We start from the raw sequence: 26,849 nt of genomic DNA, 5'->3' as shown, positions 1-26,849 counted from the left end.
CTTCTATGTGGATGTTGAAATATGGGTCAGTGAGGCTGTGTCAGCCCGTTAGGAATCCGCCAATGCGTCTGCACCGGCGATGAGTTCGGTGAGCTCCTGAGTAATGGAAGCCTGACGGGCGTTGTTCATCAGCAAAGTGTATTCACGGATGAGGTCTTCGGCGTTATCACCGGCGGAGCTCATGGCCCGCTGGCGGTTGGCCAATTCAGATGCGGCTGCCTGCAGCATCGAGGAGAAGATTCTCGATTCAATGTATTTCGGCAGCAGTGCATCCAAGACTTCTTCTGGTGCTGGTTCGTATTCGTAGAGCGGGAAGAGTTCCGTTTCATCGGTAACTTCCTCATCTACAACTTCTAGCGGCAGAAGACGCACGACCATGGGGTCCTGTTTGACCATCGATTTGAACTCGGTGTAGACAATATGAATCTCGTCTACTCCCCCATCTTCGTAGTCGGTCAAAAACGCTTCGACGAGTGTCTCGCCGACGTCTTTGGCGACATCGAATTCGGGGCTATCGGTTGAACCGGTCCAGAATTTCTTATACGAACGACGACGGAAATCGAAGTACGCCTGAGCCTTGCGCCCGATCAGGTACAGATCAGCGGATTTGCCCTCATCTGAGAGGCGTTCAATCAAGGTCTCGGCGTGGCGCAAGATGTTTGCGGAATACGCTCCGGCCAGGCCGCGGTCACTGGACATGATGAGCACGGCGGCCCGACGTGGATTTTCTGGTTCCGACGTCAGGACGTGCTCGATGTCTTGTTGTGACGCGACCGCTGAGACGGCCCGAGTAATCGCATTCGCATAGGGCATCGAAGCTGCCACACGCTGGCGTGCCTTACCGATACGCGAAGTAGCGATCAGTTCCATCGCGTTGAAGATCTTTTTCATCGACGTCGTCGAATCGATCTTATTGCGAAAGACCCGAATATCGGCTGCTGACATGCTTTTCCTTTCTGTGACCTATAGCGGGTGCCGGGAAGACCCGGCACCTGGTGCTAGGGTCGATCAGCGTTTCTGGCGGACGATGCGCTCTTGCTCGACAGCGCCCTCTTCGATGGCGTCGAATTCCTCGTGGCCTGGTTCGACCTGTGAGTCAGAACCCTGGGCGAGGAAGGCCTTCTTGAAGCTTTCGACTTCGCGGACCAGTGCTTGTTCGGTGTCCTCGGACAACAGACCGGTTTCGGCGATGTCCTGGAGGGCAATATTGTTCAAGCGCAGGTGCTGGATGAATTCGGATTCGAAACGCTGCACGTCAGAGACTGGCACGTCGTCCATGTGACCACGTGAACCGGCCCAGATGGAGACAACCTGGTCTTCGACCGGGTACGGGGTGTACTGCGGCTGCTTGAGCAGTTCCATCAGACGAGCACCGCGATCCAACTGGCGACGCGTGGATGCATCAATGGATGCATCAAGGTCAGAGGCGAACATCGAGAAGGCTTCCATATCGCGGTACTGTGCGAGGTCAATACGCAACGTACCGGAAACCTTCTTCATGGCCTTGATCTGGGCGTCACCACCAACACGCGATACCGAGATACCAACATCAACCGCTGGACGCTGGTTGGCGTTGAACAGGTCGGACTGCAAGAAGATCTGACCGTCGGTAATCGAAATGACGTTGGTCGGGATGTAGGCCGAGACGTCGTTGGCTTTGGTCTCGACGATTGGCAGACCGGTCATCGAACCGGCACCCATCTCGTCAGAGAGTTTTGCACAACGCTCCAACAACCGGGAGTGCAGGTAGAAGACGTCACCTGGGAACGCTTCACGACCCGGTGGACGACGCAGCAACAGCGAGACTGCACGGTAGGCTTCGGCCTGTTTGGACAGGTCGTCAAACACGATAAGAACGTGCTTGCCGCCGTACATCCAGTGCTGACCGATAGCTGAACCGGCGTATGGTGCCAGATACTTGAAGCCTGCTGGGTCAGATGCTGGTGCAGCAACGATCGTGGTGTATTCCAGAGCGCCTTCGCGTTCTAGAGTTCCGCGAACCGATGCGATCGTGGAAGCCTTCTGGCCAACGGCAACATAGATACAACGTACCTGTTTGTTCGGATCCCCCGAGTCCCAGTTGGCTTTCTGGTTCAGAATCGCATCGACACCGATCGCGGTTTTACCGGTCTGACGGTCACCAATGATCAGCTGACGCTGGCCACGACCGATTGGGATCATGGCGTCAATGGCCTTCATACCGGTCTGAAGTGGTTCGTGTACCGACTTACGTTGGGTGACACCTGGTGCCTGAAGTTCAAGGGCGCGGCGGCTCTCGGCTTCAATCGGACCAAGGTTATCGATTGGCTCGCCAATCGGGTTTACTACGCGACCCATGTAAGCGTCACCAACCGGTACGGACAGAACGTCGCCGGTGCGGTATACCTTCATGCCTTCGCGAATGCCTTGGAAATCGCCAAGAACAACGACACCAATTTCACGTGGGTCGAGGTTTTGTGCCAGTCCGGTGACGCCGTTGTCGAAACGCAGCAATTCGTTTGCCATGACCGAAGGAAGTCCTTCGACGCGGGCAATCCCGTCGGCTGCGGTGGTTACGTAGCCAACCTCGACACGTTCGGTGTCGGCCGGTTCGTACGACTCCGCAAACTCGTTTAGGGCATCACGGACGTCGTCAGCGTTGATGGTCAAATCGGCCATCTGCAGTCCCTGCTCTCTTTAATGCCACATCATATTCTGATGGGCCTAGTTGTGTATGTTTCGAGTGCCGGTTTCAGCCGGCCAGTTTAGTGTTCAGATCGTTCAGTCGGCTTGCGACCGAGGAGTCAATGACTTCGTCACCAACTTGGATCCGGATTCCGCCGACCAGCTGCGGGTCAGTTTCGACGTTGAGTGTCAGTTCACGGCCGAACGTAGCCGATAATGATTTCCTCAAACGATCTCGCTGAGCTTGCTGGAGTGGACGGGCCACCGTCACATCGGCGATCCACTGACGTTGTTGCTGTGCGCTCAGATCAGCGAAACGACGAACAAGATCAACAGGTTTCCCGCCGCGAGGCTGTTCTACAGCCTGACGTACCAGCAGCTTGGCTGCCGGCATGGCCGCACCTGACATCAGGTTGGCAGCCAGGTCTCCGCGGGAGGATACTGGTGCTTGTTGCTCGGTCAAAGCCCGTTGTAGCTCGTGGCTAGATTCAACTGAACGGTTGAATTCCAGCAGTTGCTGCGTCAGGGTCTTTAGACCGTCAAGACCGTCCTGTTCGGCGCTATAGACAGCAGCGGTTGCAGCCATTTCTTCGACTGCATCCCCGAACTCGCGTTCGGTTGTCCAGCGAGCACCGGCAAGGCTTTGCAGCACAGTCACAGCCGCAGCTGAGATCTTGGTGGCAAAGATCTTGCGAATGAGTTCTTGACGTCGGTTGGCTTCAACCGTTGGGTCGGTGAGCGACCGGCGCAGTGCGCCGTTATCGTCGATCACTTTCAAAGCCGCAAACAGTTCGGCGCCGAGTTCGACTCCTCCGGCTGAAAGGGTAGCTTTCAGCTCGGTGTGCAGTTGTGCCAATGAATCACGCGATGCTTGTGACATTACTCAGTTGCACCTGCACTCGTGGTCGAGGCCTGTTCTTTTTCCAGATCTTCCAGGAAGCGATCGACCACACGCTGTGAGCGTGCATCGTCGTTGAGCGCTTCGCCCACAATCTTGGACGCCAGTCGAGTGGCGAGAGTACCGACTTCGGTACGCAGCGCTGCTACGGCCTGTTGGCGTTCGGCAGCAATTTGAACGGAAGCCTGCTCAGAAATACGGGATGCTTCTGCTGAAGCATTCTGGCGAGCTTCTGCAACAATTTGTGCTGCTTCGGTACGAGCCTGCTCGCGAATCTGGCTGGCTTCGGTCCGGGCTTCTTGCAGTAGCTGCTCGTAATTGTTTTTCAACTGTGCAGCTTCTGCTTGTGCAGCCTGAGCGCGCTCGAGTCCACCTTCGATCGCATCACGGCGTTCGACATAGGATTTCTCCATTGCCGGAACGACGAATTTGATGACGATGAACAAGAGAACCAGGAAGCCAACCGAGGTGACCAGAATTTCCCATGGATTCGGGATAAGCGGGTTCGCCTGTTCCTGTTCCGCGGCGGCTGCCATGATCATCATGCTATTGATCATTTCAAACCATCCTTAAGTGTTCATAACTGACATACGTGGTCGGAAGGTCACCGACCGTGGATGGCGCCTACGCTCCGATGACGAAGGCGAAGACCAGACCCAGAATGGCAAGTGCTTCAGCCAGGGCGAAACCGAGCAGCGCAATTGGCTGCAGCTGTGACTGGGATTCAGGCTGGCGAGCTACACCGTTGATGTATGCAGCGAAGATCAGACCCACACCAATAGCGGAGCCAATTGCGGCCAGACCGTAACCGATCATGTTCAATGAACCATGCAGTTCCATTGTGTTCCTTTCAAGATGCCTAACAGGCAGGTTGTGGAGGGTTCCCGGCGGGGATCCGATGGGTACCGGTACCAGGAAGTTATCTCACGGCGTGTATCACGCCGTTCCGACTCAGACGTACAAGTCGGTAAGTTTTTCAATTGTGGTGGAAACAGCGGGGGCAGCTTAGCTGGCAACCGCTGGCTGTTCCTTATCGAATACAGGTTCAGCTTGCGCATCGATGGCGCCCTGAATGTAGAGCGCGGTCAGCAGCGTAAAGACGAAAGCCTGCAAGATCATAATCAGCAGTTCCAGGAAGTACAGCGCTACCGAGCCGATGATCACACCGACACCCAGCCCTGCATTCCAAATGCTGTCTGTTTGCGTGATGAGGTATTCAGCACCTGAACCGGCCAGCATCACGATCATGTGACCGGCAAGCATGGTTGCCATCAAACGCAGCGAGTGAGTCAGCGGTCGAACGATGAAGTTCGAGATGATCTCTAGTGGCACCAGCAACGGGAGGATCCAGCCGGGGACACCTTCCGGAACGACCGCGAGTTTGAAGTATTTGATGCCGTGGTGACGCAGTCCCACGCCAATCCACACGATGTACATAATGATGGCGATGGCATAGGCCGCGCCTGCGTGGGAGAAGGACGGCAGCTGCAAGATCGGGATGGCGCCGAAGAGGTTATTTAACAGCACAAAGAAGAATGTGGCGAAGAGCAGCGGTACCCACTGGCGGAAATGCTTTTCCCCAAGGATGTCTTTACCCATGCCATTACGCACGAAGGCATAACCGGATTCAGCAATCCACTGCACTCGACTCGGGACCAGTGAGCGTTTGCGCATCGCCCAGCTGAAGAATGCCCAGATCAAAATGACCGACAGGATGATCATCAGCATTTGTTTGCCGAAACCAGTCCCGTAATATGCTCCCCACGGGATGATATCTGGCGGGTGGGCATCGTCAATCGTAGGCGGCACGTATCCCTGCGTGGGGAGATAACTTAGCACGAGTGGAAGCACGCAAATCCTCTCTGAAGAATCCCACAGGAAAGATTCAGGTAGATGAATCCAGACTCGGGGATGTTGCCGGAATGTTGTAGGCAATTGCGATGTTCAACGCGTTTTTGCCCTTGGTTAGTCTAGCAAAAACACTAACTGGTGTCGCATTGAGTCCTGGGTTGGGCCAGGCACTAAGAGTTCAATCTAGCAAATGCCATGAGGCCTTGCTCACAGAAGTAGTGCTTTATCAGCCATATTTTGACGAAACATCCTTGTCAGCACCAGGTTCTACAAAATGTAGAATTTCATTTTTCGTTGAAATTGTTGCCTTTATCACAGTATTAGTAAAAGCTACGAGTAAATAAGCCGCCGGGTATTGATAAAGACGATGACCTCAGCAACTTGCCACACTACGATGCCTACAAGCGCGCCGATCGCAGCACCGGTGGTGTGCAACCATTCGGGCTGGGGCACCACCGTTAACAGCAACCCCAGGATGACGAGCTTGGCGACAAACGCTCCCATGGTCAGCGGGATCGCGAGATCCCGACGCTTGCGCCACACCAGCGCGATCAGCAAAATGCTGATGGCGGATAAGAACCACACAATGGCCCCTGCTACGGTCGCTGACCAGCCAGCCTCGGGTCCTTCTACGGTCCCAAAGATCCCACCGGTAATGGCCACTGCGATTAGCGTCGGCCAGGTGGCATGGAGCAGGATGCCCCACCAGCCACGTTTATTGACTTTTTTAGCCGCCAAGAGGGTCTCCTGTTTCACTGGATCGTTGGGCTGCGCGTTCGGCTGCTTTGGCTTCTCTGAGCCGGTTCAGCTTGCGATAGTAGGTCCGGCGCATAATCCATGGTCGCAGGGTCAGTAGCACGAGCAAAGCCATGGCCACCAGGGTGACGGTGATGACGATTTCTGCCGGGAAGTACGTCAGGGAGACGGCACCGTAGCCGACTACGAAGGTCCACAGATACAGCAGCAGCACAGCCTGACGGTGGGTATATCCCCCGTCGACGAGTTTGTGATGGATGTGTCCGCGATCGGCCGTGAAGGGTGAACTTCGTCGGGCAGTCCGGCGTAGTACCGCCATGAATAAGTCCAACAGCGGAAGCAACATCACCGCTAGTGGCAACAGGATCGGCATGTAAGCCGGCACGTTTCGGAAGCGGAAACCCTCGAGTGCGCCGAGGTCTGCGGTCACGGCCACGGCTGCGGTGGCCATGAGCAATCCGATGAGTTGGGCGCCGACTTCTCCCATAAAAATGCGCGCGGGATGGAAATTGAAGGGCAAAAACCCGATGCACGCCCCGATAAGGAGCGCTGTCAGCAGTGTGGCCAGGTTCGAATAGTCGTAGGCGTTGATCGTGCGCGTCAGAATGTAGCTGTAGATAAAAAACGCGGAGCCACCGATGACTGCGACGCCTGCTGCGAGCCCATCGAGGCCATCAATGAAGTTGAAGGCGTTGATGGTGAGGACGATGACAAAGATCGTGATCACAATCTGAGCAAGCTCGTTATCAACGTGAATCCACCCGACGGGCATCGCTTCGACACGGATTCCAGCGGCGGCCACGATTCCTGCCGCAACGATCTGACCGGCGAATTTGACGATCCAGTGCAAGTCCCACAGATCGTCTGCAACACCCATGATAAGGACGACCAGGATGGCCAGCAGAATGCCCAGGATGGGGGCCTGGTAAATGCCGGAGAGAAACGGCACGATCGAAGCGGCACCCATCACAATAATGACTGCGATCGCCATCGCCGCTCCCCCAAGTTTTGGGATCGGTTCGCGGTGCATGTCGCGTTTGCGGGAGGGCGTATACACGCGTCCGCGAACACCCAACATCCGCGCCATCGGGGTCAGTGCAAAACTGATCAGCGCGGTGAGGGCCACGATGGCGAGATAGACCTTCATGAGGCGGCAGAGTCCTCTGGTGCAGGATCATCGAGATCCAACATCTCAGGTACGACGTTGCGGAGCTGTTCGATGGTGATGGCACCAGCACGGAGCACGCGGTGCGGTATGACCGTGCAATCGACGATGGTCGAGGCTTGTTGGTCGGCACGTGTGCCGTCATTAATGTAGACGGCCACGGCCTCGCCGAGTGCGTCTTGGGCCTGGTTGATGGACGTGGCCGCGGGCTGGCCATGTCGATTCGCTGACGAAACAGCCAAGGGCCCGGTCTGGCGCAAGATCTGTTGCGCTAGCTCATCGTTGGGTAGCCGCAGGGCCACCGTGCCTCGCGTTTCACCCAAATCCCAGGTGAGCGAAGGCTGGGCCTGCAGCACGAGCGTGAGGGCACCTGGCCAAAACGCTTGCGCCAGCTGGCGGCCCGTTGCGGGAATGTTGACGGCCAGCGCATCCAAGACATTGGTGCTGCCGATCAGGACCGGCGGTGGCGATTGCCGGGAACGACCTTTGGCGGCGAGCAGCACGGCTACAGCCTGCGGGCTGAAGGCATCGGCTCCGACCCCGTACACGGTATCGGTCGGCAGCACGATCAGCTCTCGTTGACTGATGGCTTCGGCGGCCTTGGTAATGGCGGCGGAACGTTGATCTGGTTGTTGGGCGTCGAACAGCTGTGTCACGTTAGTCATTGTGCCAGGGTTGTGGGTGCTTTCGGGGTTAGTTGCAGCAGTTATGCCCGCACAGCGGACACGAACCGCTGAGTGCCGGTGAGATCTTGAACAGTCTCAACCTGGTGCCACAGCGGGTTTTTGTGCAATGCGTCAGCGATCTCTGCTGCATGCGTATGATCGTGTTCCATCATGAAGAAGCCTCCCGGTGCCAGCCATTCGGCAGCCACGGCCGCGATCTGTTGTGGCACGGCAAGACCGTCGGGTGACCCCCCATAGAGCGCTACGTGAGGATCTTGTTCAGCTTCCGGTTGGGTCACCGGTGTTGCGGTGGGGATGTATGGCGGGTTGGACACGACCACGTCGAAAGAGCCCAGCTGGTCAGCAAGGGTCGGGTCGGCCGCGACGATCGCCTCGGTGTCTGTCGCATCTGCGCACAAGACGCTGACGTTGTAGTGGCGCGTATTGTGTTGGGCCAGTTTGACCGCGTCTGGGTCGACGTCAATAGCCCAGGTCCTTGTGGCGCGGGCACGTTGGGTGAATTGGTCGGCCAGGGCGGCGGCAATAGCCCCGCTGCCGGTGCAAAGGTCCAGCATCTTCAGCTGGCCGGTTCCACCTTCGAAATGCTGCAGCGTTGTTTCTACAAGGATCTCAGTTTCGACCCGTGGGATAAACACTCCGGGCTCGACTTTGAGATCAACTCCGTAAAAGGTGGTCTCCCCCGTGAGATGCTGGAGCGGCACACGGGTGGCCCGTGCGCGAGCCAGCTGCTCAATGCGCGCGGCAGAATCCTCCGCAATGTCCTCCCCCAGCGCCCGCATGACCCCGAGCTTTCCTCGAGTGACCTCGAGCACGTGGGAGACGATGATGGCGGCTTCGGCCGTAGGTGAGTCGATGCCGGCTCGGTGCAATTGGTGTTGCACCGCAGCCAGCACGTCGTTGACGTTAGCCATGGAGGTTAGTTGGTCTGGCCCAGTGCTGCCAAACGCTCAGCTTCATCCATTTCGATCAACGAATAGATGACGGGATCCATATCGCCTTCCAGCACCCGGTCCAAGTTATTGGCTTTATATCCAGTACGGTGGTCGGCGATCCGGTTTTCCGGGAAGTTGTAGGTGCGAATCCGCTCTGAACGATCCATCGTCCGAACCTGGGACGCCCGTGTTTCAGCTGCGGCTGCATCAAGTTGTTCTTGCTGATGGGCCAGCAAACGTGAACGCAAAACGCGCATGGCTGCTTCACGGTTTTGGATCTGCGACTTCTCGTTCTGCATCGCCACGACGATACCGGTGGGCAGGTGCGTAATACGGACCGCCGAGTCGGTGGTGTTAACGTGCTGACCACCCGGGCCGGAGGACCGGTAGACGTCGATCTTCAGATCGGTTTGGTTGATCTGGATTTCTTCAGGGGCGTCGACTTCTGGGAAGACCAACACGCCGGCGGCTGAAGTGTGAATGCGTCCCTGTGACTCGGTGACGGGTACGCGCTGCACGCGGTGGACTCCACCTTCGTATTTCAGGTGGGCAAAGACGCCCTCTGCCGGGTCATTTGAATTGCCGGTGATACCAATGTGGACGTCCTTGTAGCCGCCCAGGTCTGACTCCGTGGCCGAGATGAATTCAGTTTTCCAGCCCTTGCGTTCGGCGTACCGCAGGTACATGCGCGCTAGGTCGGCGGCAAATAGTGCGGCTTCCTCGCCGCCTTCGCCACCTTTGATCTCCAAGATGACGTTTCGGGCATCATCCGGATCACGTGGGATCAGCAGGCGGTGTAGGGTTTCGGTGGCCTCTTCATAGCTGGCTTCTAAACCTGGGATTTCAGCGGCAAAGTCCTCGTCCTCTTGGGCGAGTTCCTTGGTGTCTTCCAGGTCCTGTCCCAGCTGCTGCCAGCGTTTGTGGGCTTTGACAATTTTTTCGAGCTCAGCAAAGCGTCGGCCAACTTTCCGTGCCAAGGCTTGGTCGGCGTGCACGGCGGGATCGCCCATTTTCTCGGTGAGGTCTGCGTGCTCGGCTATCAGGTTGTCGATGGAGTCAAACGTACTCATGTGTTTTACCTTAGTCGTAGAAGTCTTAGAACAGAATCAAAAAACCATCGCGCAACCGGTTGGTTGCGCGATGGTTTGATGTCAGGGAGCTAAGACTCTGACTGGCCTCGCAGCGTGGTCTTGGAGACTAGCATCAAAAATTCCGCGTTCGTTTCGGTTTCTTTGAGTTTGGAGGTCAGCAATTCCAGGGCCTGCTGGGTCTCGAGTCCGGAGAGCACACGGCGCAGTCGCCACATGATACCGATCTCTTCTTTGGTCAGCAGGTTTTCTTCGCGACGGGTGCCCGAGGCGTTGATGTCGATGGCTGGGAAGATGCGGCGTTCGGACAGTTCGCGTGACAGTCGCAGTTCCATGTTGCCGGTGCCCTTGAATTCTTCGAAGATGACTTCGTCCATGCGCGAGCCGGTTTCGACCAGTGCGGTCGCCAGGATGGTCAGCGAGCCGCCACCTTCGATGTTGCGTGCGGCACCAAAGAATTTCTTGGGTGGGTATAGGGCTGCCGAGTCAACACCACCGGACAGGATGCGTCCTGAAGCCGGGGTCGCGAGGTTGTAGGCACGGCCCAGACGGGTCATGGAGTCCAAGAGGACCACGACGTCGTGGCCAAGTTCGACCATGCGCTTTGCGCGTTCGATCGACAGTTCGGCAACGGTGGTGTGATCTTCGGCTGGACGGTCGAAGGTCGAAGCAATGACTTCACCGCGCACCGAGCGCTGCATGTCGGTCACTTCTTCTGGCCGTTCATCCACCAGTACCATCATGAGTTTGACCTCAGGATTATTGATGGTGATCGCGTTGGCGATCGATTGCAGCATCATCGTCTTACCGGCTTTTGGTGGTGAGACGATCAGACCACGCTGGCCTTTACCAATGGGCGCCACCAGATCAACCAGACGTGGAGCCATGTCCTTGGACTGGTGTTCTAACCGCAGGCGTTCCTGGGGGTACAGCGGGGTGAGCTTATTGAATTCCACACGCTTGGGATTCTCAACGGCCTCTTGACCGTTGAGCGAGTCAATTTTGACTAACGCGTTGAATTTCTGACGGTTGGTTCCTCCGCCACTGCCGCCTCCGCTGCGACGGTTGCGTCCACCGCGGCCGCCTCGGCCGCCGCCGCGACCACCTTGCTGGTTTTGTTGTTTATCGTCATCGGCTTGCGGCGCACGGACACGGCCACGAATGGCGTCCCCCTTGCGCAGTCCGAAGCGCTTGACCATAGCCATCGAGACGTAGACGTCATTTGGTCCGGGCAGGTACCCCGAGGTGCGTACGAATGCGTAGTTATCTAACACATCGAGAATGCCCGAGATCGGGACGAGCGTTTCGTCTTCACTGACCTCTTGATCCTGATCATCGTCGTCTTCTTGCTCACGACGACGGTCACGGGAGCGGTTGCGATCACGCTGGCGTTGACGGCGCTGATTGCGCTGATCGTCGTCGCGACGCGGGCGACTCTCCGACTGCTCATCTGTGGAGCTGTCGTCGGAATGTTGGTCGTCCTGGTCTTCTTGGTCCTCTTGCTGATCGCGACGTTGACGGTTTTGGTCCCGACGCTGCTGATTGCGGGTACGGCCGCGCTGGCGGTCTTGACCATTATTGCCATCCGATTCCTTGGAGGAATCCTGGGCTTTGTCGGCAGTTTCAGACTGTGCCTCGGCTTGGCCATCAGCGGTTTTATCGTCACGACTTTGCTGCTCGTCACGCTGCTGTCCGCCGCGCGAGCCACGTCGACCGCGTGACTGCTGACCGCGTTGTTTCGGCTGATCGTCTTCGGGGTGTTGCGTGTCATCGGTGGCATCCGGTGTGCGCTCAGCCTTGTCGGCTTTGTCCGAGGTGTCTTGACGAGCTGATTGCTTGGCCGGCGGCTGCTGGTCTTGTTGCGCTTGCTCGGGGGCCTTGTCAGCTTTGTCTTGTGCGGTGTCGACAGCGTCTGCAGCTGGCTTGTCGTTGGCGACCGGGCTGCCACCGCGCTGATGGTCGGCAATAACTTCGACCAACTGCGCTTTGCGCATCCGAGACGTGCCGGTGATACCCAGCTGTGATGCTAAGTCTTTGAGTTGGGCAAGTTTGAGGCTGCCCAGGCCACCAGACCCATTAGCTGTTGGGGCCTGTACTGTGTCTTGTTCAGTCACGAAGGTTCCTTCCCCCTCGTCGGACGGGCTTTAGATACCCGCAGGATGTGTGTGACAATCGTGGCTGCGAGTGGAAATGCGCCAGATTCGTCATGTGGTTTTGCGATATAGCAACACACAATGTTGCACGGTAAGTGTCAACGTTGGTGTTTAAGGTGTGAGATAACCTGACATCTTCAGATGATGAGTTATCAAAATCCTCTCCGCAGAATTGCGGTAAAGACCAGGCCGAACACGAAGATTTGGAATCGCCCAAACCGTAAAAACGTTCTCGTTATGGCCGGAATACTTCCATCGTAGCACCTTCGGTGGCAATCGGCAGAATCCGCACATCCCAACGCTGCGACGATTTCGCTGCGCGCTCCTGCAATTTCGTCGTCACCTTGGCTGATTCAGCCGCATTGGCCGCGAAAACACACAGGGTTGGGCCTGCACCGGATACCACTGCCGCGTGGTTTTCAGCTCGCAGCGCGAGCATATGTTGCAGCGTTTCGGGCATCGAGGGTTGGCGGTATTGCTGGTGCAACCAATCTTGGGTTGCGGGCATCAGCAGCTCCGGATGCGTGGTCATCGCCGGGGCTAATAGGGCGGCCCGTGAGGCATTGGCCACAGCTTCGGCGTAGGGCACATCAGCTGGCAGCAGCGTTCGAGCTGCCGCCGTCGAAAGTGGCTTGGCCGGAATAGCCACCACCGGCGTGATGTCAGGATGTGGAGACAGTTGGATCGAGCGATATTGTTTGCCGGATTCGCCTGGTTCGTGCCAAGAAAACGTCAGACCACCATAGACGGCCGGAGCAACATTATCCGGGTGGCCTTCAGCCTCTGAGGCCCACTGCAACAGGTGTTCTTTGGTCACGCCACAGTCGGGCGGCAGCAGCGCTTTGACCGCCATGGCAGCGGCGATATGAGCCGCAGCTGAGGAGCCTAGACCTCGGGAGTGCGGTATCCGGTTGATGGCTTTGAGGCGCAGGCCCGGCAGATGCCAGCCGAGCCGTTCGAGTCGAGCTCGGATCTGGGTGATGATCAGGTGTCTGGCGTCGGTGGGCAGGTAGTTGTGCCCCTCGCCCTCTACTTCGGCGCTGAAACCGGTTTCGGTGGTCTGGATTTCCAGTTCATCGTAGAGACCGAGGGCAACCCCGGCGCAGTCAAAACCGGGCCCGAGGTTGGCAGAAGTTGCCGGCACCTTGATGTTGGCGACGATATTCGCCGGTACCCGGTTGGCCGGCGGCGTGGTGGCTGGTGATGCCACGATTATTTACCCTCTACGCGCATTACAGACAGGACTTCGTCAACCACATCTAACTGTTTGGTTGCCTCGAGAGTTTTTGCCAATTGCGCTTCTTTGGCGCGGTGAGTGACAAAAGCCAACAGCGCCGTTTGACGCTCGTCGTTGGAATCCTGGTCTGGGGTTTGGTTCATCGATTTGATCGAGACATTGTGTTCGGCAAATGTCCCGGCCACCTTGGCCAACACTCCGGAAGCGTCGGCAGCGCGCACCACAACCATGTATCGGGTGGTCGCCTCACCGATATCCAGACACTCGAGTTCCCGACGGGCCGTATGAGTGCGTCCCGGTCCGCCACGCAGTTTCCGCTTGGCGATCGACGTCACGTCCCCCATGACCGCTGAAGCTGTCGCAGCACCACCGGCACCTGGACCGTAAAACATCAGCTCGCCGGCATTTTCGGCCTCGACAAAGACCGCGTTGTACGCGCCGCGCACCGCAGCCAGTGGGTGTTCGCGCGGTAGCAATGTGGGGTGTACGCGTAGTACCACGCCCGCTGGGTCATCGAGCTCTTCGACGATAGCCAGCAGTTTGATGACATAGCCGGCATCGGCTGCGGCTTTGTGGTCGAGGTCAGAGATCTCCGCGATGCCCTCGGTGTAAACCTGGTCCAAGGTAAATGGCGAGTGAAACGCCAAGTGCGCCAGAATCGCGGCTTTGGCGGCCGCATCTGCTCCGCCGACGTCGGCGGTGGGGTCAGCTTCGGCATAGCCGAGTCGTTGTGCTTCAGCCAACGCATCGTTGAAGGACGCGCCCGTGGAGTCCATCTCGTCGAGGATGTAATTGGTCGTGCCGTTGACGATCCCCATGATGCGGGTGATCTTATCTCCGGACAATGAGTCGCGCAGCGGGCGTAGGATCGGGATCGCACCGCCAACCGAAGCTTCAAAGGACAACTGGACCCCAGCTTCAGCTGCGGCTTCGTAGAGTTCATTGCCGTGAGTGGCCAATAAGGCTTTGTTCCCGGTGACCACACTGGCGCCCTGGTTGATCGCCCGCAGCACGAGTTCACGTGCTGGGTCTATGCCGCCCATGAGTTCAACCACGATATCGGCGCCTTCGAAGACTTCGTCGACGTCGTCGGTGTAGTACTCGGTGGGCAGTTCGTAGTCGCGGGTGGCCTGGGGGTTTCTGACCAGAATTTTGGTCAGGTTGAGCCGGGTGCCAATGCGCTGCGTCAGTGCGTCTGCGTTTTCGGTCAGAATACGAGCAACCTGTGATCCGACGGTTCCACCGCCCAACAATGCGATGTTCAGGGCCGGTGTATCAGATGCAGTGGTCATGGTCCTCCGAGTAAACAGTAAAAAAGTGGCTTTGGCACCGTGTCGTCATTGTAGTCCAGTTGGAATTGGCCGGTTACAAATCGACCTCACGGGCAAACAGATCATCGATGGTTTCGCGGCGAATAATTTCGCGGGCTGCACCGTCTTTGATGGCTACGATCGCCGGGCGTGTCAGCATGTTGTAGTTAGAACTCATCGCATGACCGTATGCACCGGTGGCTGGGACCACTAAGAGGTCTCCGTGGTCAGTGTCTTCTGGTAAGTACACGGTATTGACGACGATATCGCCGGACTCGCAGTGTTTGCCCACCACCCGAGACAGCACCGGCTCCGCGTCACTGACGCGATTGGCTAACACAGCGGTGTAGTCAGCGTCGTAGAGTACCGGCCGGGGGTTGTCGGACATGCCCCCATCGACGGCAACATAGCGACGCGGATGGTGTACCCCAGCGTGTTCGACCCACACGGTTTTGGTGGTGCCCACCGTGTAGATGGTCAGTCCGGCCGGACCTGCAATAGAGCGTCCCGGTTCGATCGAGATCCGCGGGCATGGGATGTTGAGTCGGTCGGTTTCGGCGCTCAAGTGTCTGGCGAGGTTATTGGCGATGACAGCCGGTGCGGCTGGATCATCTGCTTCGGTGTAGGCGATGCCGTATCCCCCACCGATATCGAGTTCTTCGATGTGGATGTTTTCGTCAGCCAGCACGGCGATGAATTCCAGCATGCGCGTGGCGGCGGCTTCAAAACCTTGGGAATCGAAGATCTGGCTGCCGATGTGGGAGTGCAGCCCAACGAAGTTGATATGAGAGGCCTCAGCGGCGATATGCGCCGCCTGATACGCAACCGAGGTCTGCGCATCGGGCGCTGGCGTGATGCTCAGCCCAAATTTTTGGTCCTCATGAGCGGTGGCGATGTGGTGGTGGGTCGAGGCATCCACGCCCGGGGTCAGTCGCAGCATCACATTCGCAGGGGTCTCCAGCTTGGCTGCCATGTGCGCGACACGGTGCAGCTCTGCCAGCGAATCGACCACAATTCGCCCGATGCGCTTGGTGATCGCAGTGTGCAGTTCTCCATCGGATTTATTGTTGCCGTGCAACCCGATGTGGGCCGGTTCGATTCCAGCTCGCATTGCCAGGGCCATTTCGCCACCGGATGCGGTGTCGATACGTAGGCCTTCCTCGCGAATCCAGCTGGCAACTTGGACGGTCAACAGGGCTTTGGAAGCGTAGTAGACATCGACTCCCCCGCACAGAGAACCAAAGGCTGTGTTGAAATCGTCAACATAGGCTCGGGCGCGGGCCCGGAAGTCATTTTCATCGATGACCCATAAGGGGCTACCAAAGCGTTCAACTAGCTCGGTGACGGGAATCCCCTGGATCGTGACCTGGTCATCATCACGAGCGACCCCGGACGAGAAAATCTTTGGATTCAGCGCGGGGGTGTTGTCGGGGAAGGTCAGCCATTGAGGGGCGAGCGGTGAGCGCATTACATTTTCTCCGGTGCGGATACACCCAGCAGACCCAGCCCATTGGCCAGTACTTGGGTGGTCGCATCATTGAGCCAACGACGCGAATAATTGACAGGTTCGGGGTCGACTTTCGTGCCGTCCTTCGCTGGTGCTGGCACGATGCGGGCGACAGCGTACCAGGCGTGATAGGCCGCCGCGATGGCTTCCAGGTGCCGGGCTAACCGGTGGGGTTGGCGCAATCTGGCGGCGCTTCCGACAATCGCCGGGAACTGTGCCAGTTTGGACAACAACTCTTCTTCGGTCGGATGCTGCAGCGTCGCTGCGTCAAACTTCTCGACTTCACGCACCACGCCCTGGGCGTCGGCGGTGCGAGCCGCTGAACGGGACCGGGCGTGGGCGTATTGCACATAAAAGACCGGGTTGTCGTTGGTCTGTGCTCGCAACAGGTCTGGATCAATCTCGATGGGAGAATCATTGGGGTAGCGTGCCAGTGAATACCGCAGCGCATCTACACCCAACCACTCGATGAGATCACGCAGCTCGATGATGTTGCCGGCACGTTTCGACAAGCGCGCACCGTCAACGGAAATCAGCTGCCCAATGAGGATCTCAATGTTTTCGTCCATATCGTCGCCGGCACACGCTGACAGCGCCCGAAGACGATTGACATAGCCGTGGTGGTCGGCACCCAAGAGGTAGATCTTATGGTGGAAACCGCGGTCTTTTTTCGACAGATAGTATGCCGCATCGCCAGCAAAATAGGTGGGTTTGCCGTCGGCTTTAATGAGCACCCGGTCTTTGTCGTCACCAAAGTCGGTGGTGCGCAACCAAAACGCGCCCTCCTGCTCAAAAGTGTGCCCCTGTGCTTTGAGCCGCTCAAGTGCTTCTTCAACTGCACCGGATTCATGGAGTTGCGCTTCCGAGAACCAGACATCAAAGTGGACATGGAAATCATCGAGCGTCTCGCGAATATCCTCGAGTTGCAGCTGATAGGCACGCGTGCGTAGCTGCGGTAGCACCGCCTCGTAATTTTGGTCTTTGATGCTGGGATCTTCGGCCAGGATGGCTTCGGCAATCTGGTGCACATATTGTCCCGGGTAGCCACCCTCGGGCACATCCTGGCCGTGCATCCGCGCCCAGACAGAGGCCGCGAATGTGTCGAGCTGTGCGCCGTAATCGTTGATGTAGTACTCGGTGGTCACTGTGGCCCCAGAGGCGCGCAACAGGCGGCTGATCGCATCCCCCAGCGCGGCCCACCGGGTGTGGCCGATGTGCAGCGGTCCGGTGGGGTTCGCCGAGACGAATTCCAAGTTGACCACGTCGCCGGCGGCCTGATCATTATGGCCGAAGGTATCGCCGGCTTCGACGATCGTCCGGGCCAGTTCCCCGGCCGCGGCGGCGTCCAGGGTGATATTGATGAATCCGGGGCCCGCAATATCGACGGCGGCAACACCATCGAGAGCCTGCAGCTTTGGAGCCACGATTTCCGCGAATTGTCGCGGGGTCATTCCGGCTCGTTTACCCAGTTGCATGGCAATATTGGTCGCCCAATCACCATGGTCGCGCGACTTCGGACGTTCAACACGAGGGGCCTCTGGGACCGCATCGGCGGGCAGATCGATCTCGCCGGCCTCAATCGCGTTGTGCAGGATGTGGGCAAGAGCTTCAGAAAGATTTTCAGGATTCACGAGACCAAGTTTAGCTATCGGGCACCTCCTGAGCACATTTAACGTCGCGTTTTACCATCTGGGCGGATGGGCGGCAGCCAATTTTCGTTCCGACCGGTTTGTACGGTAAGCTATTCAGGGTCTAGTAGAACTGTCTTGGTTCTGCAGGATCCCCGCCTCCGTAGCTCAGGGGATAGAGCGTCTGCCTCCGGAGCAGAAGGCCACAGGTTCGATTCCTGTCGGGGGCACTTTTTCTCGCCAGCCTGCGTGCTGGCGATTTTTCTTTTCTCTCACGGCCTGTGACGCACTGAACCATCCGCAGATGCGCTGACATATTCGAATCCACTGCCTCTTGCTCATGGTCACGGCCACCCCGAAAGCTCACCAGTTCACTAGTTTCGTGGATTCCCAGGGGTCCTGTCGCGCAAATCCTAAGTTTTGGACTAAAAGTCGTCATTGACGACAGTGTTTGTCTTTGAGTGAACTACTATGGAATGATGAAAAATTGCTGCATACTTCAAAAATCAACCGATGCGGAATAATTTTGGGGATGGCGAAATACATGCGACGGAAAACGCACCCTCTTGAAGGCCAGGATCATCTGAATCCCAACGATGAGCTATCCATTGGATTAGACATCATGCGACGCCGTGAGGCCTCAAATCTTCCGCGAACCGATTTAGCCCAGAAGATTGGGATTTCTGAACGGACCCTGTTCCGGTGGGAAATGGAAGGCACCACGATGAAAAATCGTGAGCGCACCATCGAAGCGCTCGCATCGATGGTCTACACCCCCGGTGGCAAACCCACGTCGTTGACGATGACGCGCAAAGAGCTGCGGCGTGCTACTTCAATGGATTTAGCCTCTGAGCTCCAAGATCGTGCCCGAATCATGGATAGCTACACCCAACTCGTTGAAGAGCTCAAACACCGGCTGCGCCGCGACGGTCTGGATCATTACATCCCGCCGGGACTCTAAGGCACGGATCCGACGCTGAACCCAGCCAGATGGCATGGATGAGTTCGTCAACAACCAACATCTGACCGTTAATACGCCACGATAGGCACAACTCACGTAGAATTTGGCCATCATGTCCAACACTTCTGCGCTTGAGCTGTCCGCCATCTCCTTTCCCGAAGATCTACCGGTCTCTCAACACCGCGAACAGATCATGGCCGCTATCGTCGACCACCAAGTGGTCATCGTTGCCGGGGAAACTGGCTCCGGTAAAACCACACAGCTGCCCAAAATGTGTCTTGCCCTCGGGCTCGCGGACGCCGGGATGATCGGCCACACCCAACCACGACGAATCGCCGCTCGATCAGTGGCTGAACGCGTCGCAGAAGAACTCGGCCAAAACATCGGCTCGACCGTGGGGTACCAGGTGCGGTTCACCTCCGAAGTATCCGATGATACCCAGCTGAAAGTCATGACCGACGGGATTTTGTTGGCTGAGATCCAACACGACCCGGACCTGTCGAAGTATTCGGTCATCATCATTGACGAAGCACACGAGCGCAGCCTCAACATCGATTTCCTGCTGGGCTACCTCAAACGACTTCTGAGGAAACGGGCCGATCTGAAGGTCATCATCACCTCGGCCACCATCGACCCCGAATCATTTGCCGAACACTTTTCAGACACCAATGATCAGCCAGCGCCAATCATCGAAGTCTCAGGGCGCACCTACCCGGTCGAGGTTCGGTATCGTCCGCTCCAACAAGAAGCGCTGCCGGATGATCCCGATGACGACGCCGACGATATGGAAGACGCCCGGGATCCCCTGGATGCGATCGCCGATGCGGTTGATGAGCTCAGCCACGAAGAGCCCGGCGACATCCTGATCTTCTTCCCCGGCGAGCGCGAGATCCGTGACGCCGCTGAGGTCTTGGGCCCGCGGGTGGCGCGCAACCCACGGTTAGCCAAGGCCGAGATTTTGCCGCTGTTTGGGCGCCTATCGCTACAAGACCAACAACGGGTATTTCGTCCCGGCAAAAATCCCCGTATCGTCTTAGCCACCAACGTCGCCGAAACCTCCCTGACCGTACCGGGCATTAAATATGTGATCGATACCGGAACCGCACGGATTTCGCGCTATTCCCAGCGCACCAAGGTCCAACGACTGCCCATTGAGCGCATCTCACAGGCTTCGGCTCAGCAACGTTCCGGCCGTGCGGGACGAACCAGCCCCGGTATTGCGATCCGGTTATATTCGGAAGAAGACTTTCAGGCACGGCCCGAGTTCACGGATCCAGAGATTCTTCGAACTTCGTTGGCTTCAGTGATCCTGCACATGGCCTCGATCAATATCATCTCCACGGCCGATGAGCTTCAAGACTTCCCATTCCTGCAACCGCCCGAACACAAACAGATTACCGACGGAGTCACCCTGCTGACCGAGCTGGGTGCGCTGAACACCGGCAACCCGGTGCGCGTGCGCGGCCGCGGTGGGCGCTGGGTAACTCGCACCTTCCCAGCTGGCACCATCACGCCGATTGGGCGCCGGTTGGCACGGTTACCAGTCGCGCCGAGGTTAGCCCGCATGATCCTGGCTGCAGAAGAGCATCATGTGGTGCCCGAAGTGCTCGTGTTGGCTGCCGGGCTGACCATCCAGGACCCCCGCGAACGCCCCGAAGAACACCGCGCGAAAGCCGATGAGCTCCATGCGCGGTTCACCGACGAAAGATCAGACTTCTCAGCCCTGCTGAACCTGTGGAACTACCTACATGATCAACAGCGCGAGTTGTCGGGTAACCAGTTCCGCAAACTGTGCCGCAACGAGTTCATCAACTATCTGCGAGTTAGGGAGTGGCAAGATCTGGTGCGTCAGTTACGCCAGATCGCCCGTGAGGTCGGCATAGAGACCGGGGCTAAAACCATCGATGCCGTCAAGAACCACGATGGGATGCACCAAGCGCTGTTAACCGGGCTGTTGTCGCATATCGGGTCCTGGGATGAACGTCGAAAGCACTACCAAGGCGCGCGCGGTACACGGTTTGCGATCTTTCCGGGATCCGGACTGTTCAAAAAACGTCACGACTTTGTCATGGCCGCAGAGCTGGTCGAAACCTCGCGGTTGTGGGCGCGCCAAGTCGCCGCAATTGAACCCGCATGGATCGAGCAAGCCGCCGGACCGATCGCCAAAACCAATACGTCAGAACCCTACTGGTCACGGCGTCATGGCACAGCGATGGCCCGCCAGCGCATCACCGTCTACGGGGTGACGATTGTGGCCGATCGCCCCGTACGGTACTACAACGTCGATCGACCGGCCGCGCGCGAACTGTTTATCCGGCATGCGCTGATCGAAGGTGACTGGAATACCCGGCACCACTTTTTCAAGCGAAATCGGGAACGGCTCGCAGAGGTTGAAGAACTAGAAACGCGGTTACGCCGTCGTGACCTGTTGGTTTCAGAAGACGATCTTTACGCGTTCTACGACGCACGGTTGCCGGAAAGCGCCGTCTCGCAACGGCATTTTGACGCTTGGTGGCGCAAGGAGCGCCACAACAATCCAGAGCTCTTGGATTTTGACCCCAACCAGCTTTTGGCAGAAAATATCCAGGATCTCGACCTCGAAGAATTTCCCGACGTATTCGTACACCCCACCCCAACCGGGGATGTGCAGTTACCGTTGCAATATGAATTCACCCCGGTCGCCAGCATTGGGGCCGATGCTTCGGGAACCGGTCGCCCTGCCGGTCCGCGTACCGATGGCGTGACGGTCACGATCCCGCTCGCCCTACTCCACCAGATGGATCAACAACGCTTCGATTGGCTCATCCCCGGGCTGCGTACCGAGCTCATTACCGCACTGATCCGCGGCCTGCCCAAACCCATTCGTAAACACCTCGTCCCCGCCCCTGATACCGCACAGGCTGCTGCTGAGCATCTGGCCGAACACGCCGACCCGGCACGCGATAACTTCTATGACGCGTTGGGCACCTACTTGCGGCAGGTCAAACACCAGGTGGTGGGCCCTGAAGACTGGGCACGGCAGAAACTGCCACCCCACCTACGCTTCACGTTCCAAGTGGTCGACGATCGCGGGGCGATTGTTGGCACTGATGACGATCTAGCCGCACTACAACGAAACCTTGCGGGCCAAAACCAGACTGCCCTGGCAGAGTCTCTCACGGATGCGGCACGGGCCAAAGGGGTAAACCTTCCTACCCCTGGAGCACAACAAACCCAACGCACTAAAGGCAAGAAACAACGTCCCCGTCCCCCAGCGCCGCCAACAAAACAAGCCGATGACCCACTGACCCCTCAATCGGGGTTGACCAGCTGGACTATAGGAGATATTCCTGCCACGATCCAGACGTCGGTATGGACTGGTTCTGCTCATCAGCAAGTCACCGGCTATCCTGCTCTGCAGGCCGAAGAGGGCCGGACACCATCTGCCGCGCTGGTGGTGTTGCGCACCGCTGGGGAACAGGCGGCCGTGCACCGCGGTGGGGTCATCGCCCTGTTGCAAGCTGAACTACCAAATCCGCAACGCTACATTCTTGATCATCTATCACCCACAGAGAAGTTGGCCTTTGCGCAATCACCCTATCCAGATAGCGCCGCTTTGGTCGCCGACTGCACGGCCACCGCCATTGATGCGCTCGTCCCCGAAGAACTGCCGATGACCGAGACGGCTTATCGCAACCTGCAACAGACTGTCCAACAGGACCTGATCGATACGACGTTCAAGGTGACCTCGGTGGTAGCCGAGATTCTGAACCTGTCGCGAGAGGTCGATCGTCGCATCCGGAAGATCCGTTCCCTATCGCTGGCTGCCGCGGCCGCAGATTTACGAACTCAACATGATGCGCTAATTCGACGCGGGTTCGTGTCCCGGACCGGCTGGGCGAGACTGCGCCATGTGCCGCGATATTTACAAGCGATGAATTTACGCATGGACAAGCTGGATGCCGGTGGTGCCCTGCAACGCGACGGGCTCAACACACAGGTGGTTCAGGAATTAGAAAAAGCCTATGAGGACCTGAAAACTCAGGCCCCCACAGGCGTACCCACTCCCGTAGCCATCCAGGAGATCTCTTGGCTTTTGCAGGAGCTGCGGGTTTCATTATTCGCCCAAGAACTTGGCACCGCGACCAGCGTGAGCGAAAAACGCCTCCGACAAGCTATCAAAGCCGCCGAGGCAGCACTGCGTTAGTCTTCCGGAACGAACTGGCCGTACCCGGCGTCGCGTAGCGCGGCACGCAACTTGGTGGCCGCTTCATCCATTTTTTCCTCATCGGGTTCACGAATGATGTTGGAGACGTCGAAGTCTGCGACCGAGTTGGTCGGGAAAACGTGCATGTGCATGTGCGGAACTTCGTAGCCTTGAATGATCAGCCCAGCACGTGTCGCCCCGAGGCCTTTGACCTGTGCGGCACCGATGCGCGACGCCACTGTGTACACGTGTGCGTTGAGCTCTTCGGGAAGATCTGTCCACATGTCAATTTCTTCACGTGGTACCACCAGGGTGTGACCATAGGTTAACGGACTGATGTCCAAAAACGCCGCGCACTTATCGTCCTGCCAGATGAATCGGCCCGGCAACTCACCGTTCATTATCTTGGTGAAAATCGTCGACACAAGTTCTCCTCACATTGTCCCAGGATATGTTCCGGCTTCAGTCTAGTATCGAGGCGACGAAAACTTCAGAGGTGAGCTGCCTAGATATCCGAGGGCATCACACCGGGTTCGTCCCCTGTGGCCACTGGCAGATCGCGGGAGGAGGACCACGCCGACCAGGACCCGGGATAGAGCGCACCGTCCAATCCGGCCAGCGCCAGCCCCAAGACTGTTTTTGAGGCAGTGACTCCAGAGCCGCAGTAGGCGGTCACCGGGGTCCCCGAGGTGATCCCATATTCGGCGAATTTCTCGCGCAGTTCCGCGGCCGGGAGGAATTTGCCCTCCTCATCGGTCAATTCGCCGCCCGGAGCCGAGACCGCCGCAGGGATGTGCCCGGCCACTGGATCAATGGGTTCTTCTTCACCGGTGTATCGCTGGTAGGCACGGGCATCAAGCAGGACCCCTTCGTCACGGACAAAGTCGGGTACCTCTTCGGTGTTGACGACGGGCATCTTGCCCCACGACAGGTAGGCCGAACCGATACGCGGCAACACCTCACCGGCATGCAGCGGTAGATCTGCCGCACGCCAGGCATCAAGACCGCCGTCGAGCACGTACACATCGGTCATGCCCGCATAGCGCAGCAACCACCAGGCGCGTGCGGCAGCCGATGCGGCCACGGCATCATAGATCACCACGGTGTCTTCGTCATTGAGACCCAGCATGCGGACCGCTTCGGTAAATTTCGCCGGATCGGGTAACGGATGTCGACCGGCAGCGGGCGCCCCGTGGCCGGCCAAGTGGCTGCTCATGGACACATAGACCGCTCCGGGGATGTGACCCTGCCGGTAGGCTTCGTGATTTTGCGTGGGATCAGTTGCGGACCAGCGCACATCCCAAATGACTAGCCGACCGGGTTCAGGCACCGGGGTGGGAGCGACAAAACCTTCAGGTTGCGGCGGAAGCTGGTCTGCCATCATCCGGGTACGCACTTCGACGGTGGATGCATCGGGCAGCGAATAGTCCGTGCGGTCCAGCCCCATCCAGGCGGCCAGTACATCAACGCTGACTAATACAGGTTGATTCATTCGACCATGCCTCCACCAAAAACGGGATCAGGGCATGTATTAGATTTGGTGACACGCAGCGTGCCATCGAGTTGCGGGATTTTCACATCCTCAACTTTAGCCCTGTGGGGGCTCAATTGCACAGACATTCGTCAATACCTTCTAACTATTCGGTCGCGGATGGTTCCTTGCTACACTGAAGGCCGAGTTCATCACATCAACTACAGGGAGCTTTCCGCAATGTCGTCAGCTTCATCGTCACGGCCTCGCACTCGCAATACGTGGCAGAAGCAGGCCATCGACGAGATTTTGGATGCCAGTCCAGACTTTTTGTCGGCCCAACAAATACACCAGTCAGTAGCCGAAACGGGCCGTTCTGTTTCGCTGGCCACCGTGTACCGGGTGCTGCAAGCCCAGGTTGAAGATGGGGTCGTAGATATCCTTGCGCTCGACGACGGGCAAACCTTATTCCGCAAATGCGCCTTGACTGGCCATCACCATCATTTGGTGTGTCGCAATTGCCGGGCGACCGAGGAGATCGAAGCCCCAAAAGTCGAACAATGGGCCGACCATATCGGCGATGAATACGGTTATACCGACATTGACCACACACTAGAGATTTATGGGTTGTGCCCTCAGTGTGCTCACAGCGCTTCGTAACGGCTATACCGCTCGCCCGGTTGATGCTCCTCGGATTCAAGGGCGTCCCCGTGTGCGGTACATTCGGGTAGTTCCACCACCGTGGTGCCGTCGATGGCGGCAGGTTCGTGCAAGCTCCCCAGTCCATAGGCAGCTTCCAGATTGTCTCGAGTCAGCACTTCGTCGGGCGTGCCGGCTGCTATGACTCTGCCATCCATGAGGATGACATGATCTGCTGCGGCGGCTTCGTCGAGATCGTGAGTGGTGAGAATTACAGAATGGCCATGATCGTCGACTTCAGCGTGAATCACCTCATCGATAATACGCATCGAGGTCAGGTCCAACCCGGTCATCGGTTCATCAAGCACCAGTATTTCATGCCCCTGGGCGATGCCCTGAGCAACATACACGCGCTGACGCTGACCGCCCGAGAGTTCCTCGAGATGCCGGTTTTTCAGGTCGGTAATGTTCATGACGTCCATCGCGTACTGAATTGCGTTGCGATCCGTTGGTCGGAAGATACCAAACCATCCGCGTTGCGCATAGCGCCCCATGGACACCACATCTTTGACGGTAATCGGTGTCCCCGTAGGGAAGACCACCGACTGCATCACAAACGAAATATCTTGTCTGACTTCTTTGACCGGCTTGCCGAGTACTTGAATCTCTCCGGCACTGGGTGCCAGTATCCCAGCAATAGCCTGCAGCAATGTGGTCTTGCCCGAGCCGTTGGGTCCTATCACCGCAGTGATTTTGCCTTCCGGGATGGTAAAACTCGAAGCCGAAACAGCGCGATGGGAACCGCGGTATAAGACAATGTCTCGGGCTGTCACGAGAGTCATAACGCTCCTTGCTCAGCGGGTGCTGCGCTACGCTGGCGACGGGCCAGTGCAGCGGTCGCTTCTCGAAGAGTTAACACCAAATAGAACCCGAGGATTGCCACCAGTGCCATAGATGCTCCGGCAGCGGTTCCCAGGTGATAACTGAGAATCAATCCAACAGTAACAGAGACGATTCCGATCACAAGCGAGGCCATGATCATTCGGGGCACCGTACGGGTAATAAGCGCTGCGGTAGCGGCCGGACCAATGAGCAAGCCAAGCACGAGTAATGTCCCAACGGCTTGGAAGGATCCAATGACTGCCGCAGCAATCATCAACAACAACAGCCAATGGGTTAGCTGTGGGCGCATTCCGAGTGCCTCAGCTTTATCCGGTGAAAACGACAGGGTCATCAGGGGGCGATAGAGCATCAGGGACAGCATGCCCACCCCGATGACGAACACCAGCTGCACCCCGATATCAGACCACGTCACGCCCAGCGCGTCGCCAAATAGGATCGCGGTCAGCGACCCCTGGAAGCTATCGGCGCGGGAGATGATCACGACACCAAGTGCCATCATGCCCACGAATAATAAACCGATGGCGGTATCTTCTTTCAACGTCGTGGTGCGATGGACGAGCTCCAGCAACGAGACCATGACAAATGCAGCCAGCGCTGCGCCCAAATACGGTGAGAAATTAAAGACCACGGCGGCGGCGATCCCGGGCACCACTCCATGGACGAACGCGTCACCGAAAAAGCTCATACCGCGCAGGACCAGCCAGACACCCACGAAGCTCGACATGAGTGCGGCGAGGAGTCCGCCTAACAGAGCTCGGATTTGGAAACCAGCCTGGAATGGTTCCATAACCCAGTTCAACAGCTCCACTATTTG

The 26,849-nt window shown here is 57.7% G+C and carries 23 protein-coding genes and 1 tRNA gene; 4 read left to right on the top strand and 20 right to left on the bottom strand.

Annotated elements, in window-relative coordinates; all coding sequences use genetic code 11:
- Positions 1–48: 48 nt before the first annotated feature.
- The 16 genes from J2S62_RS05220 to argS form a co-directional block, all read right to left on the bottom strand.
- Positions 49–945 carry a F0F1 ATP synthase subunit gamma gene (locus J2S62_RS05220; protein ID WP_310172201.1) on the bottom strand — a complete coding sequence of 299 codons (897 nt, stop codon included), beginning with the start codon at positions 943–945 and terminating at the stop codon, positions 49–51.
- A 63-nt stretch (positions 946–1,008) separates the two neighbouring features.
- Complete coding sequence (gene atpA / locus J2S62_RS05215; protein WP_310172196.1) at positions 1,009–2,658, bottom strand: F0F1 ATP synthase subunit alpha; 1,650 nt, start codon at positions 2,656–2,658, stop codon at positions 1,009–1,011.
- Between the two features lie 73 nt (positions 2,659–2,731).
- Positions 2,732–3,544, bottom strand: coding sequence for a F0F1 ATP synthase subunit delta (locus J2S62_RS05210; protein WP_310172193.1), 813 nt, complete (start codon positions 3,542–3,544; stop codon positions 2,732–2,734).
- On the bottom strand, positions 3,544–4,119 hold the full coding sequence (locus J2S62_RS05205) for a F0F1 ATP synthase subunit B (RefSeq protein WP_310172190.1): 576 nt from the start codon (positions 4,117–4,119) through the stop codon (positions 3,544–3,546). Before J2S62_RS05205 ends, J2S62_RS05210 begins: the two co-directional genes overlap by 1 nt.
- A 67-nt stretch (positions 4,120–4,186) precedes the next feature.
- Positions 4,187–4,402, bottom strand: coding sequence for an ATP synthase F0 subunit C (gene atpE / locus J2S62_RS05200; protein WP_022871288.1), 216 nt, complete (start codon positions 4,400–4,402; stop codon positions 4,187–4,189).
- A 165-nt stretch (positions 4,403–4,567) separates the two neighbouring features.
- The gene (gene atpB, locus J2S62_RS05195; protein WP_407649902.1) at positions 4,568–5,413 is read right to left on the bottom strand and encodes a F0F1 ATP synthase subunit A; all 846 of its coding nucleotides are present in this window, start codon (positions 5,411–5,413) and stop codon (positions 4,568–4,570) included.
- A gap of 330 nt (positions 5,414–5,743) precedes the next feature.
- On the bottom strand, positions 5,744–6,151 hold the full coding sequence (locus tag J2S62_RS05190) for a hypothetical protein (RefSeq protein WP_310172179.1): 408 nt from the start codon (positions 6,149–6,151) through the stop codon (positions 5,744–5,746).
- Positions 6,141–7,316: an MraY family glycosyltransferase gene (locus J2S62_RS05185; protein WP_310172177.1), complete on the bottom strand. Its 1,176-nt coding sequence runs from the start codon at positions 7,314–7,316 to the stop codon at positions 6,141–6,143. The genes J2S62_RS05190 and J2S62_RS05185 overlap by 11 nt, the downstream gene beginning before the upstream one ends.
- A complete protein-coding gene (locus tag J2S62_RS05180; protein ID WP_310172173.1) occupies positions 7,313–7,999 on the bottom strand; it encodes an L-threonylcarbamoyladenylate synthase in 687 nt (228 codons plus the stop codon). The genes J2S62_RS05185 and J2S62_RS05180 overlap by 4 nt, the downstream gene beginning before the upstream one ends.
- A gap of 41 nt (positions 8,000–8,040) precedes the next feature.
- Positions 8,041–8,931, bottom strand: coding sequence for a peptide chain release factor N(5)-glutamine methyltransferase (gene prmC, locus J2S62_RS05175; RefSeq protein ID WP_310172169.1), 891 nt, complete (start codon positions 8,929–8,931; stop codon positions 8,041–8,043).
- 5 nt (positions 8,932–8,936) lie between these two features.
- Entirely contained in the window at positions 8,937–10,022 is a 1,086-nt protein-coding gene (gene prfA, locus J2S62_RS05170) for a peptide chain release factor 1 (protein ID WP_310172167.1), read from the bottom strand.
- An 89-nt stretch (positions 10,023–10,111) separates the two neighbouring features.
- Positions 10,112–12,154: a transcription termination factor Rho gene (gene rho / locus J2S62_RS05165; protein ID WP_310172165.1), complete on the bottom strand. Its 2,043-nt coding sequence runs from the start codon at positions 12,152–12,154 to the stop codon at positions 10,112–10,114.
- Positions 12,155–12,428: 274 nt separating this feature from the next.
- Complete coding sequence (gene thrB, locus J2S62_RS05160; RefSeq protein ID WP_310172161.1) at positions 12,429–13,403, bottom strand: homoserine kinase; 975 nt, start codon at positions 13,401–13,403, stop codon at positions 12,429–12,431.
- Between the two features lie 2 nt (positions 13,404–13,405).
- Positions 13,406–14,722: a homoserine dehydrogenase gene (locus tag J2S62_RS05155; RefSeq protein ID WP_310172158.1), complete on the bottom strand. Its 1,317-nt coding sequence runs from the start codon at positions 14,720–14,722 to the stop codon at positions 13,406–13,408.
- Between the two features lie 73 nt (positions 14,723–14,795).
- Complete coding sequence (lysA, locus tag J2S62_RS05150; RefSeq protein WP_310172156.1) at positions 14,796–16,208, bottom strand: diaminopimelate decarboxylase; 1,413 nt, start codon at positions 16,206–16,208, stop codon at positions 14,796–14,798.
- Positions 16,208–17,878: an arginine--tRNA ligase gene (argS, locus tag J2S62_RS05145; protein WP_310172153.1), complete on the bottom strand. Its 1,671-nt coding sequence runs from the start codon at positions 17,876–17,878 to the stop codon at positions 16,208–16,210. The genes lysA and argS overlap by 1 nt, the downstream gene beginning before the upstream one ends.
- A 154-nt stretch (positions 17,879–18,032) precedes the next feature.
- Between argS and J2S62_RS05140 the strand changes: the two genes are divergently transcribed.
- The 3 genes from J2S62_RS05140 to hrpA all read left to right on the top strand — a co-directional run bounded on the left by J2S62_RS05140 (position 18,033) and on the right by hrpA (position 23,022).
- Positions 18,033–18,105, top strand: a tRNA-Arg gene (locus J2S62_RS05140).
- Positions 18,106–18,407: 302 nt separating this feature from the next.
- A complete protein-coding gene (locus J2S62_RS05135) occupies positions 18,408–18,836 on the top strand; it encodes a helix-turn-helix domain-containing protein (protein ID WP_310172150.1) in 429 nt (142 codons plus the stop codon).
- A 112-nt stretch (positions 18,837–18,948) separates the two neighbouring features.
- Positions 18,949–23,022, top strand: a complete 4,074-nt coding sequence (hrpA, locus tag J2S62_RS05130) for an ATP-dependent RNA helicase HrpA (RefSeq protein ID WP_310172147.1) — start codon at positions 18,949–18,951, stop codon at positions 23,020–23,022.
- Here the strand turns inward: hrpA and J2S62_RS05125 are convergent.
- Together J2S62_RS05125 and J2S62_RS05120 are read right to left on the bottom strand one after the other, a co-directional pair.
- The gene (locus J2S62_RS05125; protein WP_310172144.1) at positions 23,019–23,447 is read right to left on the bottom strand and encodes an HIT family protein; all 429 of its coding nucleotides are present in this window, start codon (positions 23,445–23,447) and stop codon (positions 23,019–23,021) included. The genes hrpA and J2S62_RS05125 overlap by 4 nt on opposite strands.
- Positions 23,448–23,527: 80 nt before the next feature.
- Positions 23,528–24,514: a sulfurtransferase gene (locus J2S62_RS05120; RefSeq protein ID WP_310172142.1), complete on the bottom strand. Its 987-nt coding sequence runs from the start codon at positions 24,512–24,514 to the stop codon at positions 23,528–23,530.
- A gap of 219 nt (positions 24,515–24,733) precedes the next feature.
- Here J2S62_RS05120 and J2S62_RS05115 point away from each other — a divergent pair, with 219 nt between their 5' ends.
- Entirely contained in the window at positions 24,734–25,153 is a 420-nt protein-coding gene (locus J2S62_RS05115) for a Fur family transcriptional regulator (protein ID WP_310172141.1), read from the top strand.
- Here J2S62_RS05115 and J2S62_RS05110 read toward each other — a convergent pair.
- Together J2S62_RS05110 and J2S62_RS05105 are read right to left on the bottom strand one after the other, a co-directional pair.
- Positions 25,138–25,974 (bottom strand): metal ABC transporter ATP-binding protein, encoded by an 837-nt coding sequence (locus J2S62_RS05110; RefSeq protein WP_310172140.1) that lies wholly within the window; start codon positions 25,972–25,974, stop codon positions 25,138–25,140. The two genes, J2S62_RS05115 and J2S62_RS05110, sit on opposite strands and share 16 nt — an antisense overlap.
- Positions 25,971–26,843: a metal ABC transporter permease gene (locus tag J2S62_RS05105; RefSeq protein WP_310172136.1), complete on the bottom strand. Its 873-nt coding sequence runs from the start codon at positions 26,841–26,843 to the stop codon at positions 25,971–25,973. Before J2S62_RS05105 ends, J2S62_RS05110 begins: the two co-directional genes overlap by 4 nt.
- Between the last annotated feature and the right edge of the window lie 6 nt (positions 26,844–26,849).

The sequence above is a fragment of the Enteractinococcus fodinae genome, assembly GCF_031458395.1.
GTDB lineage: Bacteria > Actinomycetota > Actinomycetes > Actinomycetales > Micrococcaceae > Yaniella > Yaniella fodinae.
Note: the sequence above shows the minus strand (reverse complement) of the source record. Positions and strands in the feature narration are given on the sequence as shown.

Bases quoted from the DNA above. Each gene is read 5' to 3' on its own strand.
- J2S62_RS05220 (WP_310172201.1), bottom strand. From the start codon at position 945: ATGTCAGCAGCCGATATTCGGGTCTTTCGCAATAAGATCGATTCGACG.
- atpA (WP_310172196.1), bottom strand. From the start codon at position 2,658: ATGGCCGATTTGACCATCAACGCTGACGACGTCCGTGATGCCCTAAAC.
- J2S62_RS05210 (WP_310172193.1), bottom strand. From the start codon at position 3,544: ATGTCACAAGCATCGCGTGATTCATTGGCACAACTGCACACCGAGCTG.
- J2S62_RS05205 (WP_310172190.1), bottom strand. From the start codon at position 4,119: ATGATCAATAGCATGATGATCATGGCAGCCGCCGCGGAACAGGAACAG.
- atpE (WP_022871288.1), bottom strand. From the start codon at position 4,402: ATGGAACTGCATGGTTCATTGAACATGATCGGTTACGGTCTGGCCGCA.
- J2S62_RS05185 (WP_310172177.1), bottom strand. From the start codon at position 7,316: ATGAAGGTCTATCTCGCCATCGTGGCCCTCACCGCGCTGATCAGTTTT.
- J2S62_RS05180 (WP_310172173.1), bottom strand. From the start codon at position 7,999: ATGACTAACGTGACACAGCTGTTCGACGCCCAACAACCAGATCAACGT.
- prmC (WP_310172169.1), bottom strand. From the start codon at position 8,931: ATGGCTAACGTCAACGACGTGCTGGCTGCGGTGCAACACCAATTGCAC.
- prfA (WP_310172167.1), bottom strand. From the start codon at position 10,022: ATGAGTACGTTTGACTCCATCGACAACCTGATAGCCGAGCACGCAGAC.
- J2S62_RS05155 (WP_310172158.1), bottom strand. From the start codon at position 14,722: ATGACCACTGCATCTGATACACCGGCCCTGAACATCGCATTGTTGGGC.
- lysA (WP_310172156.1), bottom strand. From the start codon at position 16,208: ATGCGCTCACCGCTCGCCCCTCAATGGCTGACCTTCCCCGACAACACC.
- J2S62_RS05135 (WP_310172150.1), top strand. From the start codon at position 18,408: ATGGCGAAATACATGCGACGGAAAACGCACCCTCTTGAAGGCCAGGAT.
- hrpA (WP_310172147.1), top strand. From the start codon at position 18,949: ATGTCCAACACTTCTGCGCTTGAGCTGTCCGCCATCTCCTTTCCCGAA.
- J2S62_RS05120 (WP_310172142.1), bottom strand. From the start codon at position 24,514: ATGAATCAACCTGTATTAGTCAGCGTTGATGTACTGGCCGCCTGGATG.
- J2S62_RS05115 (WP_310172141.1), top strand. From the start codon at position 24,734: ATGTCGTCAGCTTCATCGTCACGGCCTCGCACTCGCAATACGTGGCAG.
- J2S62_RS05110 (WP_310172140.1), bottom strand. From the start codon at position 25,974: ATGACTCTCGTGACAGCCCGAGACATTGTCTTATACCGCGGTTCCCAT.